Raw genomic sequence first — 12,101 nt, 5'->3', positions numbered from 1 at the left:
TCCGATGACTAGTTTGCATGCCGACGAGGCGTTCCTCGGCCATTTCCAGTTGAGTCACGACCCTTTTGCGCCACGGGTCCCGGGCTTCAAGTTCTTCCCTGCCCAGCGCAAGCCGGTGCTGGGCCAGTTGCATCACCTGGCGCGCTACAGCCAGTTGCTGCTGGTGGTTACCGGTCCCCAGGGCAGCGGCAAGACCTTGCTGCGCCAGGCCCTGGTGGCCAGCACCAACAAGCAGTCCGTGCAGAGCGTGGTGGTGTCTGCCCGCGGCGCCGGCGATGCCGCGGGTGTGTTGCGCCAGATGGCCGAGGCGCTGAATGTGGCCCAGGCCGAAATCGGTGCGATTCTCGACCAGATCGTGCAACTGGCGCTGACCGGGCAGGAAGTCTACCTGCTGGTGGACGACGCCGAGCAGCTTGACGAGTCGGCCCTCGAAGCCCTGCTGGCCCTGGCGGCCGGCGCGCCGGAAGGCCGTCCCCATGTGTTCCTGTTCGGTGAGTCGTCGCTGATCGCCGAACTGGATCAACTGAGCCTCGAGGAAGAGCGCTTCCACGTCATCGAACTGGCGCCCTACACCGAGGAAGAGACCCGTGAATATCTGGCCCAGCGTCTTGAGGGGGCTGGCCGGGGTATCGAACTTTTTACCGCCGATCAGATCTCTGAGATTCACCAAAGCGCCGACGGCTGGCCTGGCAACATCAACCAGGTTGCCCGCGATGCTCTGATCGAAGTCATGATCGCCAGCCGCTCCGCGGTGAAGCGTCCAAGTATGGGGTTCAACATGCCGAAGAAACACGTATTGGCGATTTCCGCCGTGGTCGTGGTCGCGGTCGCTGCCGCCTGGCTGATGCCAGGGCGCAACAAGGCGCCTACCACGGGCACACCTGCCAACGAACAGGCACAACTGCCCCTCGGCCAGGGCACGCCACAACCTAACGGCGGCGCACCGGCGGTGGAATTTGCCGGCAACACCCAGCCAATGCCGCTGCCGCTGGTCGGCCAGTCGCAACCGGTCATGCGTGGGCCCCTGGCCGAAGCCGCCGGCGGAATCACCGAGGGTGACGATGGCGCGGCACCGCCGATCGACGACAGCAGCGACACGCCGCCGACCGTGACCACCACCGCGCCGCCAGCCGGCGTGCCGGCCGGTCCGGCCCCGACGCCAGCACCGACCCCGGCCGCCAAGCCAACCCCGACCCCGACCCAGGTGGCCACCGCCAAGCCTGCGCCGACGCCGGCCCCGGCCACCAAGCCCGCCGCGCCGGCGGCCAAGCCTGCGGCACCGGCCAAGGCCGCTGGCGGCAACTGGTACGCCGGCCAGGCACCGAGCAACTACGTGGTGCAGATCCTCGGCACCAGCTCGGAAGCCACCGCCCAGAACTTCGTCAAGGAGCAGGGCGGCGAGTACCGCTATTTCAAGAAAGTGCTCAACGGCAAGCCGCTGTATGTCATCACCTATGGCAGCTTTGCCAACCGTGATGCGGCTGTTTCCGCCATCAAGGCCTTGCCAGCGAAGGTCCAGGCTGGTAAACCTTGGCCTCGCACTGTCGCCAGTGTCCAACAGGAACTGGCTGCAACTCGCTGAAGATTCGGCGGCCTTACCCAGGCCGCCTCTCCCGGCAACCTCAACATTTCCACAAGGGCGAGCGGCCTTTCGGGCCGCGCGCCTTGTGGTGTCTGCGTCACAGTAGCGTTTGAGTCGTCGCGGTCGGAACCCAAAAAAGTTTTGACTAGCACAGCATATAGCTTTAAACCTTTCACAAATGCGACATGAATTTGCGACAGTTCGTCGTCAAATTTGTGGGGCTTCGTGTCGGTGTGTACAATGACCTCCCTTTTGCCCCCGCAAAGCTGGCGTACGTTCGGCGCGGCATGCAACTGGTTGAATTGAAAAGAAATTTGCCTCGATTAGAGGCAGCCTGGTGAGAAAGTGTCTATGAAAGCAGGTCTGTACCAACCAGATGAATTCAAGGATAACTGTGGTTTCGGCCTGATAGCCCATATGCAGGGCGAGCCCAGCCATACCCTTTTGCAAACGGCCATTGAGGCCCTGACCTGCATGACCCACCGCGGTGGGATCAACGCCGACGGCAAGACCGGTGACGGTTGCGGCTTGCTGATTCAAAAGCCTGATGAGTTCCTGCGTGCCATTGCCCAGGAAACGTTTGGCGTGACCCTGCCCAAGCAATACGCCGTGGGCATGGTGTTCTTCAACCAGGACCCGGTGAAGGCACAGGCTGCTCGCGAGAACATGAACCGCGAGATCCTGGCCGCCGGCCTGCAACTGGTTGGCTGGCGCAAAGTGCCGATCGACACCAGCGTCCTCGGCCGCCTGGCCCTGGAGCGCCTGCCGCAGATCGAACAAGTGTTCATCGCCGGCGATGGCCTGAGCGACCAGGAAATGTCGATCAAGCTGTTCAGCTCCCGTCGTCGTTCGTCCGTGGCCAATGCCGCCGACACCGATCACTACATCTGTAGCTTTTCCCACAAGACCATCATCTACAAAGGCCTGATGATGCCGGCGGACCTTACCGCCTTCTATCCGGACCTGAGCGACGAGCGCCTGAAAACCGCGATCTGCGTGTTCCACCAGCGCTTCTCCACCAACACCTTGCCGAAATGGCCGCTGGCCCAGCCATTCCGCTTCCTCGCCCACAACGGCGAGATCAACACCATCACCGGCAACCGCAACTGGGCCCTGGCCCGTCGCACCAAGTTCGCCAACGACCTGATGCCGGACCTCGAAGAGCTCGGCCCGCTGGTCAACCGCGTCGGTTCCGACTCCTCCAGCATGGACAACATGCTGGAGCTGATGGTGACCGGTGGCATCGACCTGTTCCGCGGCGTGCGCATGCTGGTGCCGCCGGCGTGGCAGAACGTCGAGACCATGGACCCGGACCTGCGGGCCTTCTACGAATACAACTCCATGCACATGGAACCGTGGGACGGCCCGGCCGGGATCGTCATGACCGACGGTCGCTACGCCGTGTGCCTGTTGGACCGTAACGGCCTGCGCCCGGCGCGCTGGGTCACCACCACCAACGGTTTCATCACCCTGGCATCGGAAATCGGCGTCTGGAACTACCAGCCGGCGGACGTTATCGCCAAGGGCCGCGTGGGCCCGGGCCAGATCTTCGCCGTGGACACCGAGACCGGCCAGATCCTCGACACCGACGCCATCGACAACCGGCTCAAGTCCCGTCATCCGTACAAGCAATGGCTGCGCAAGAATGCCCTGCGCATCCAGGCGACCATGGAAGACAACGACCATGGTTCGGCGTTCTACGACGTCGACCAGCTCAAGCAATACATGAAGATGTACCAGGTGACGTTCGAAGAGCGTGACCAGGTGCTGCGTCCGCTGGGCGAGCAAGGCTATGAAGCGGTCGGTTCCATGGGTGACGACACGCCGATGGCCGTGCTGTCGCAGCGCGTGCGGACGCCGTACGACTATTTCCGCCAGCAGTTCGCCCAGGTCACCAACCCGCCGATCGACCCGCTGCGTGAAGCGATCGTGATGTCGTTGGAAATCTGCCTGGGCGCCGAGCGCAACATCTTCCAGGAATCGCCGGAGCACGCATCGCGCGTGATCCTCAGCTCGCCGGTCATTTCCCCGGCCAAATGGCGCTCGCTGACCAACCTCGACCGTCCGGGCTTCGAGCGTCAGGTCATCGACCTGAACTACGACGAAAGCATCGGCCTCGAAGCGGCGATCCGCAATGTGGCCGACCAGGCTGAAGAAGCCGCGCGTGCCGGGCGCACCCAGATCGTGCTGAGCGACCGTCACATCGCTCCGGGCAAATTGCCGATCCACGCCTCGCTGGCGACCGGCGCGGTGCACCATCGCCTGACCGAAAAAGGCCTGCGCTGCGACTCCAACATCCTGGTGGAAACCGCCACCGCCCGCGACCCGCATCACTTCGCGGTGCTGATCGGCTTCGGTGCCTCGGCGGTGTACCCGTTCCTGGCCTACGAAGTGCTGGGCGACCTGATCCGGACCGGTGAAGTACTGGGCGACCTCTACGAGGTGTTCAAGAACTACCGCCGCGGCATCACCAAGGGCCTGCTCAAGATCCTCTCGAAGATGGGCATCTCGACCATCGCGTCGTACCGTGGCGCGCAATTGTTCGAAGCCATCGGCCTGTCCGAAGAAGTCTGCGAACTGAGCTTCCGTGGCGTACCAAGCCGCATCAAGGGCGCACGCTTCGTCGACATCGAGGCCGAACAGAAAGCCCTTGCGGCCGAAGCCTGGAGCCCGCGCAAGCCGATCCAGCAGGGCGGCCTGCTGAAGTTCGTCCACGGCGGCGAATACCACGCCTACAACCCGGACGTGGTTAACACCTTGCAAGCGGCCGTGCAACAGGGCGACTACAGCAAGTTCAAGGAATACACCGCGCTGGTGGACAACCGTCCGGTGTCGATGATCCGCGACCTGCTCAAGGTCAAGACGCTCGAGGCGCCGCTGGACGTCAGCGAAGTGGAGCCACTGGAATCGGTGCTCAAGCGCTTCGACTCCGCCGGTATTTCCCTGGGCGCCCTGTCTCCGGAAGCGCACGAAGCCCTGGCTGAAGCCATGAACCGCCTCGGTGCGCGTTCCAACTCCGGCGAAGGCGGCGAAGACCCGGCGCGCTACGGCACCCTTAAGAGTTCGAAAATCAAGCAGGTCGCCACCGGCCGTTTCGGTGTGACACCCGAATACCTGGTCAACGCCGAAGTGCTGCAGATCAAGGTGGCCCAGGGCGCCAAGCCCGGCGAAGGCGGCCAGCTGCCCGGCGGCAAGGTCAACGGCCTGATCGCCAAGCTGCGCTACGCGGTGCCTGGCGTGACCCTGATCTCGCCGCCACCGCACCACGACATCTACTCGATCGAAGACCTGTCGCAACTGATCTTCGACCTCAAGCAGGTGAACCCGCAGGCGCTGGTTTCGGTGAAACTGGTGGCGGAAGCCGGCGTGGGCACCATCGCCGCTGGCGTGGCCAAGGCCTATGCCGACCTGATCACCATCTCCGGCTACGATGGCGGCACCGGCGCATCGCCGCTGACCTCGATCAAGTACGCTGGCGCGCCATGGGAGCTGGGCCTGGCCGAAACTCACCAGACCCTGCGCGGCAACGACTTGCGCGGCAAGGTCCGGGTGCAGACCGATGGCGGCCTGAAAACCGGCCTGGACGTGATCAAGGCCGCGATCCTCGGCGCCGAGAGCTTCGGCTTCGGCACCGCGCCGATGATCGCCCTGGGTTGCAAATACCTGCGCATCTGCCACCTGAACAACTGCGCCACCGGCGTGGCGACCCAGAACGACAAGCTGCGCAAGGACCACTACATCGGCACCGTCGACATGGTGGTGAACTTCTTCACCTACGTGGCCGAAGAAACCCGTGAGTGGCTGGCGAAGCTGGGCGTGCGCTCGCTTGAGGAACTGATCGGTCGTACCGACCTGCTGGAAGTGATCGAAGGCCAGACCGCCAAGCAGCATCACCTGGACCTGAGCCCGTTGCTGGGCAGCGACCTCATCCCGGCGGACAAGCCTCAGTTCTGCCAGGTCGATCGCAACCCGCCGTTCGACAAGGGTGAGTTGGCCGAGAAAATGGTCGAGATGGCCGCTTCGGCGATCAACGACCTGAGCGGTGCCGAATTCGCCTTGGATATCTGCAACTGCGACCGTTCCATCGGCGCGCGGATCTCCGGCGAAATTGCCCGCAAGCACGGCAACCAGGGCATGGCCAAGGCACCGGTGACCTTCCGCTTCAAGGGCACCGCCGGCCAGAGTTTCGGCGTCTGGAACGCCGGCGGCCTGAACATGTACCTCGAAGGCGACGCCAACGACTACGTGGGCAAGGGCATGACCGGCGGCAAGCTGGTCATCGTTCCGCCCAAGGGCAGCGTCTACCGGACCCAGGACAGTGCCATCATCGGCAACACCTGCCTGTACGGCGCCACGGGCGGCAAGCTGTTCGCCGCCGGCACCGCGGGCGAGCGCTTCGCCGTGCGTAACTCCGGTGCCCACACCGTGGTGGAGGGCACCGGGGATCACTGCTGCGAGTACATGACCGGCGGTTTCGTCTGCGTACTGGGCAAGACTGGTTACAACTTCGGCTCTGGCATGACCGGTGGTTTCGCCTACGTGCTCGACCAGGACAACACCTTCGTTGACCGGGTCAACCACGAACTGGTGGAAATCCAGCGGATCAGCGGCGAGGCGATGGAAGCCTACCGCAGCCACCTGCAACGCGTACTGGACGAGTACGTCGAGGAAACCGACAGCGAGTGGGGTCGTGAACTCGCCGAGAACCTCGATGACTACGTGCGCCGCTTCTGGCTGGTCAAGCCGAAGGCTGCCAACCTGAAGTCGTTGCTTTCCAGCACCCGTGCCAACCCGCAGTGATATGCGCCTGAAGAGTTTGATGAGGTTTTAACAATGGCTGAACGTCTGAATAACGACTTCCAGTTCATCGATGTCGGGCGCAAGGATCCGAAGAAGAAACTGTTGCGTCAACGCAAGAAAGAGTTCGTGGAAATCTACGAGCCTTTCAAACCCCAGCAGTCGGCCGACCAGGCCCACCGCTGCCTGGGTTGCGGTAACCCGTACTGCGAATGGAAGTGCCCGGTGCACAACTTCATTCCCAACTGGCTGAAGCTGGTGGCCGAGGGCAACATCCTCCAGGCCGCCGAGCTGTCGCACCAGACCAACACCCTGCCGGAGGTCTGCGGCCGGGTGTGCCCGCAGGACCGCCTGTGCGAGGGGGCCTGCACCCTGAACGACGGGTTTGGCGCGGTGACCATCGGTTCGGTGGAGAAGTACATCACCGACACTGCGTTCGCCATGGGCTGGCGCCCGGACATGTCCAAGGTCAAGCCAACCGGCAAGCGCGTGGCCATCATCGGCGCGGGCCCGGCGGGCCTGGGCTGTGCCGACGTGCTGGTGCGCGGCGGGGTGACCCCCGTGGTGTTCGACAAGAACCCGGAAATCGGCGGCCTGCTGACCTTCGGCATTCCCGAGTTCAAGCTGGAAAAGACCGTGCTGAGCAATCGTCGCGAAGTCTTCACCGGCATGGGCATCGAGTTCCGCCTGAACACCGAGGTGGGCAAGGACGTGACCATGGAGCAACTGCTGGCCGAGTACGATGCGGTCTTCATGGGCATGGGCACCTACACCTACATGAAGGGCGGCTTTGCCGGCGAGGACCTGCCGGGCGTGTACGACGCGCTGGATTTCCTGATCGCCAACGTCAACCGCAACCTGGGCTTTGAAAAGTCGCCGGAAGACTTCGTCGACATGAAGGGCAAGAAGGTCGTGGTACTGGGTGGCGGCGACACGGCGATGGACTGTAACCGCACGTCGATTCGTCAAGGCGCCAAGTCGGTGACCTGCGCCTACCGTCGTGACGAGGCCAACATGCCCGGCTCGCGCAAAGAGGTGAAGAACGCCAAGGAAGAAGGCGTGAAATTCCTCTATAACCGCCAGCCGATTGCGATTGTCGGCGAAGACAAGGTCGAAGGCGTGAAGGTGGTCGAGACCCGTCTCGGCGAACCCGACGCCCGCGGTCGCCGCAGCCCCGAGCCGATCCCCGGATCCGAAGAAATCATCCCGGCCGACGCCGTGGTCATCGCCTTCGGCTTCCGTCCGAGCCCGGCGCCGTGGTTCGAGCAGTTCAGCATCCAGACCGACAGCCAGGGCCGGGTCGTGGCGCCGGAGCAAGGCCAGTACAAGCACCAGACCAGCAACCCGAAGATCTTCGCCGGTGGCGACATGGTCCGTGGTTCCGACCTGGTGGTGACGGCGATCTTCGAAGGCCGTAATGCGGCTGAAGGGATCCTGGATTACCTGGGCGTCTAAGCCGGGATCCTGAGCCAAACGCAATAACCCTGTGGGAGCGAGCTTGCTCGCGAAAGCGGACTATCAGACAACAGCAATGTTGGTGTGCCGGCCCTTTCGCGAGCAAGCTCGCTCCCACAGTCGTTTCTCAGTGTTGCTAACAGCGCATTTGCAGCGCGACAAATTGACCCGATAGACAAAAGGCTGACCTGCATCCGTGCCTTTTGCGTCGCGCTCTGAGAAAATGCCCGCACTTTTTTTCCGGATGCCGACATGACTGCCCTGAAGAACGACCGTTTCCTTCGCGCCCTGCTCAAGCAACCCGTAGACGTCACCCCGGTGTGGATGATGCGCCAGGCGGGTCGCTACCTGCCGGAGTACCGCGCCAGTCGCGCCAAGGCCGGCGACTTCATGAGCCTGTGCATGAACCCGCAGTTCGCCTGCGAAGTCACGTTGCAACCGCTGGACCGTTACCCGCAGCTGGACGCGGCGATCCTGTTCTCCGACATCCTCACCATTCCCGATGCCATGGGCCAGGGCCTGTACTTCGAGACCGGCGAAGGCCCGCGCTTCAAGAAAGTCGTCAGCACCCTGGCCGACATCGAAGCGCTGCCGATTCCCGATCCGCAGAAAGACCTGGGCTACGTCATGGACGCGGTCAGCACCATCCGTCGTGAGCTCAACGGCCGTGTGCCCCTGATCGGTTTCTCCGGCAGCCCGTGGACCCTGGCCACCTACATGGTCGAAGGCGGCTCGTCGAAGGACTTCCGCAAGACCAAGGCCATGCTGTACGACAACCCGCAAGCCATGCACCTGCTGCTGGATAAACTGGCGCAGTCGGTGACCTCCTACCTCAATGGCCAGATCCTGGCCGGTGCGCAAGCGGTGCAGATCTTCGACACCTGGGGCGGCAACCTGTCGGCGGCGGCTTACCAGGAGTTCTCCCTGGCCTACATGCGCAAGATCGTCAGCGGCCTGATCCGCGAGCACGAGGGCCGCAAGGTCCCGGTGATCCTGTTTACCAAGAACGGCGGCTTGTGGCTGGAAAGCATTGCCGATGTTGGCGCCGATGCCCTTGGCCTGGACTGGACCTGCGACATTGGCAACGCCCGTGAGCGCGTCGGTCACAAGGTCGCCCTGCAAGGCAACATGGACCCGACCGTGCTGTATGCCAAGCCCGAGGCCATCCGTGCCGAAGTCGCACGTATCCTCGCCAGCTACGGCAGCGGCACTGGCCACGTGTTCAACCTCGGCCATGGCATCACCCCGGAAGTTGATCCGGAACACGCCGGTGCCTTCCTGCGGGCGGTGCACGAGTTGTCGGCGCAATACCACCCGTAACAGTTGCAACGTTGACCCCAGCCTGTCCGGACCCGTGCCGGACAGGCTTTTTATTGCCCGTTGTTTATCCACTCAACATCAAACTCATTTACGTCTGATGTTTCTGTTTGTTTATGTTGGATGGCTGTTTCTGTTGGTAAGAGATTTCTTTTGTCATGTAAGGGGAAATCGATTCAGAGATCATTCCTTCCCCCTTGGGAGATTTGCCCTACATAGCGAGGTTTCGATTTTCTATAAGGTTTCGGCGCTTGCGAGGTGCGGCGCCAAACGATCCGGCGTGCCTTTCAAGATGACGGTTATACGTCCTTAAATCTCGATGACTAGTCTGGAACTTATATGAAAAACAATTTCAACACGCGCAGCACATTAACGGGGTGTGCGTCGTCATTGGTTCTATTGTCGGCACTGGCCGCGTCCCAGGGCGTACTTGCCCACGGTTTTCTTGAAGTACCCCCTTCGCGTGCATTCTTGTGCCAGAAAGGTGAAAACAATCATTGTGGTGGCGCGCAATACGAACCTCACAGCACCGGTGAGACGTTCAAGGGATTCCCGAATGGCGCAGGCGGTGGTCCGCTGCAAGGCCCCATCGACGGCAAGATCGCCAGCGGCGGCAATTCGCTGTTTTCTGCCCTGGATGCGCAGTCTGCTTCTCGCTGGCAACTGACCGAAATCAGGGACCGGGAGATCGACTTCCAGTGGCAATACTCCGCCCCGCACCCGGCGACCAAGCACGAATATTTCATCACTCGCGACGGCTGGAACCCGAACGAGCCGCTCAAGCGTGCGTCGTTCGACAGCGCTCCGTTCTGCACGGTCGATGGCGCTCATCAGGTTCCAGTGAGTGGCACCAAGCACCACTGCGTGATTCCCGACAGCAAGTCGGGGCATCACGTCATCCTCGCGGTGTGGACGGTGGGCGATACCGACAACGCGTTCTACAACCCGGCGGATGTGAACATCCTCGCCGAAGCGGCATTGCCGGGCGGCTGGTCGCCGGTGGGCAGCATCGCGCCGTCGACCGCGCTGCTGGCGGGTGACAAGGTCAAGGCCCGAGCGTTTTCCGCGACAGGCGAAAACCCGCAGTACAGCGTTGAGATCAGCATCGACAACGCGGAAGAAGGCAAGCCTGAGAACTGGTCGTTCAAACTGGCCGAAGCCATCAACCAGGCCCATGCCCAGATTCGTGCCGGTATCCGCGATGAGGACGGCAACATCACGCCAGTCCAGGGCACCAACAAGCTGTACGCCCAGAAAGAAAGCGGCGTGAGCCGTTATGAAGTGCAACTGGACATGAAGGAAGACGCCAGCGCGAGCATGGCCATCGCTGGCTTGCAGCCGGAGTACGTTCTCGACAACGGGCGGGTCGGCATGACGTTCGCGGCGCAGACCAACCGCAGGATGAACGTCGAAGCCACGTTGTTCGACGAGAACAACAAGCAGGTCGGTGTCGTGAGCCAGACCGTAGGCGAAGGCAACACCGAGCTGCGTATCGACGTGCGCAGCGCGCCGGGCGCCCACACCCTGACGCTGGTGGGCACCACCGAAGACGGCCGGACCACTCGCCAGCAGACCCAGCCTGTCACCCTGGGCGGTGAAGGCGCGGGCATCGAGTACGACTTCGTCTTCCCGGAAGGCCTCAGTGACTACGCCGCCGGCACGAAAGTGCTGCAGCCGAAAACCGATGAAGTCTTCGAATGCAAGCCGTTCCCGGCCTCCGGCTACTGCAAGCAGTACACGCCGACGGCCAACGGCTTCGAGCCGGGTGTCGGCGCTTCCTGGCAAAGCGCCTGGGACAAGCTGTAAGTCCCGACAGGCATGGCCCCAGGCAACCCGGATGGGCTGCCTGGGGCCTTCAAGCGAGAACGCGATGATGCATTCCTCTCATTACTGTGCACGGCGGGTGCTGCTGCACTGGCTTTCCGCGGTCATCATTCTATGGGCGTTGGTGTCGGGCTTTTATGTGGCGTATTACCCGGTGTCGGCGGCCACCGAACATTGGGTCGGCTCGCTCAATGTGTCGCTGACCACGTTGTTCATCCCGTTGTTTGCCTGGCGGCTCTGGCTGTTTGCCGGCGCGCTGCAAACCCGGGAACCGACGCCTTCGGCGATCCACCGGCTGGCCCTGGCGGTGCATGCCTCGATCTACCTGGCCATCGGCGTCGTGCTGGTGACCGGGGTGCTGATGATGAAAAGCGCCATCAGTGTGTTCGGGCTTATCCAGCTCCCTCAGCCGCTGGACGATCCGGCGCTGATCGACTGGGCGAACGCGGCCCATGTCGTGTCTTGCGCGGTGTTGTCGCTGCTCATCGTGCTGCATCTTTGCGCCGTGGCCTGGCATGAGTTTTCCGGGCGTCGGGTGGTGCGGCGCATGTCCTTTGCACGGCAGCCGGACGCGCCCGTGCAGCGGTTGCCGCAGTGAGCCTTGCCCGTTGGGCCGGCAGCCGTTCAGCGACGGCCTTGCTGGTGCTCGTGCCGCTGCTGTACGCAGGTTGGCTGGTGGAACGCGAGTGGCGTTTTCGCCAGGCGCTGGGTCGGGATATGCCGGTGGTGGCTGCCGCGCCGGCCACGGCCACTCGCGGCTTGCCCAACGTGCAGGCGGTGGCGACCGTGCTTGGCCTGGCACCCGAAGGTGCCCACGCACCCAGCGCGGAACCGATGACGTTGCAGGCCAGCTTCGTGGTCGACCAGGGCCTGTCGCGGGCGTTGCTGGCGGATGCGACGGGGCCGCGCATCTACCAGGTGGGCGAACGCTTGCCCGGTGGCAGCGTGTTGCGCCGGGTCGAACCCGGCCACGTGATGTTGTGGCGCAACGGCCGCGAAGAACGCCTGGCCCTGCAACCGGCGACCCCGCCGCTGTTGCGCCAGGTGGCTGCCGAATCGCCGCGCCAGGCCACGCTGCCTTCCTCGCAATACCTACGCCCGGTCGCCGGGCAAACAGAGTGATCGA

The 12,101-nt window shown here is 63.0% G+C and carries 7 protein-coding genes; all 7 read left to right on the top strand.

Going from position 1 to position 12,101, the window contains the following annotated elements:
- Nucleotides 1-4 precede the first annotated feature (4 nt).
- The 7 genes from AD664_RS18780 (at nucleotide 5) to AD664_RS18750 (ending at nucleotide 12,097) form a co-directional block, all read left to right on the top strand.
- The gene (locus AD664_RS18780) at nucleotides 5-1,582 is read left to right on the top strand and encodes an AAA family ATPase (RefSeq protein WP_047736130.1); all 1,578 of its coding nucleotides are present in this window, start codon (nucleotides 5-7) and stop codon (nucleotides 1,580-1,582) included.
- Nucleotides 1,583-1,933: 351 nt separating this feature from the next.
- Entirely contained in the window at nucleotides 1,934-6,382 is a 4,449-nt protein-coding gene (gltB, locus tag AD664_RS18775) for a glutamate synthase large subunit (protein ID WP_042731562.1), read from the top strand.
- Between the two features lie 33 nt (nucleotides 6,383-6,415).
- Entirely contained in the window at nucleotides 6,416-7,834 is a 1,419-nt protein-coding gene (locus AD664_RS18770) for an FAD-dependent oxidoreductase (RefSeq protein ID WP_042731563.1), read from the top strand.
- A 252-nt stretch (nucleotides 7,835-8,086) separates the two neighbouring features.
- Entirely contained in the window at nucleotides 8,087-9,154 is a 1,068-nt protein-coding gene (hemE, locus tag AD664_RS18765; protein WP_053148522.1) for a uroporphyrinogen decarboxylase, read from the top strand.
- Nucleotides 9,155-9,490: 336 nt separating this feature from the next.
- A complete protein-coding gene (gene gbpA / locus AD664_RS18760; RefSeq protein WP_053148520.1) occupies nucleotides 9,491-10,957 on the top strand; it encodes an N-acetylglucosamine-binding protein GbpA in 1,467 nt (488 codons plus the stop codon).
- Between the two features lie 64 nt (nucleotides 10,958-11,021).
- Complete coding sequence (locus tag AD664_RS18755) at nucleotides 11,022-11,573, top strand: cytochrome b (RefSeq protein WP_371260967.1); 552 nt, start codon at nucleotides 11,022-11,024, stop codon at nucleotides 11,571-11,573.
- Nucleotides 11,570-12,097: a type II secretion system protein N gene (locus tag AD664_RS18750; RefSeq protein ID WP_053148517.1), complete on the top strand. Its 528-nt coding sequence runs from the start codon at nucleotides 11,570-11,572 to the stop codon at nucleotides 12,095-12,097. Before AD664_RS18755 ends, AD664_RS18750 begins: the two co-directional genes overlap by 4 nt.
- Nucleotides 12,098-12,101 lie beyond the last annotated feature (4 nt).

The organism is Pseudomonas sp. P97.38 (assembly GCF_001269745.1).
GTDB classification, from domain to species: domain Bacteria; phylum Pseudomonadota; class Gammaproteobacteria; order Pseudomonadales; family Pseudomonadaceae; genus Aquipseudomonas; species Aquipseudomonas chlororaphis_E.
The sequence above is the reverse complement of the archived record's forward strand: the minus strand, read 5'-3'. Positions and strand labels throughout refer to the sequence as shown.

Bases quoted from the DNA above. Each gene is read 5' to 3' on its own strand.
- AD664_RS18780 (WP_047736130.1), top strand. From the start codon at position 5: ATGACTAGTTTGCATGCCGACGAGGCGTTCCTCGGCCATTTCCAGTTG.
- gltB (WP_042731562.1), top strand. From the start codon at position 1,934: ATGAAAGCAGGTCTGTACCAACCAGATGAATTCAAGGATAACTGTGGT.
- AD664_RS18770 (WP_042731563.1), top strand. From the start codon at position 6,416: ATGGCTGAACGTCTGAATAACGACTTCCAGTTCATCGATGTCGGGCGC.
- hemE (WP_053148522.1), top strand. From the start codon at position 8,087: ATGACTGCCCTGAAGAACGACCGTTTCCTTCGCGCCCTGCTCAAGCAA.
- gbpA (WP_053148520.1), top strand. From the start codon at position 9,491: ATGAAAAACAATTTCAACACGCGCAGCACATTAACGGGGTGTGCGTCG.
- AD664_RS18755 (WP_371260967.1), top strand. From the start codon at position 11,022: ATGATGCATTCCTCTCATTACTGTGCACGGCGGGTGCTGCTGCACTGG.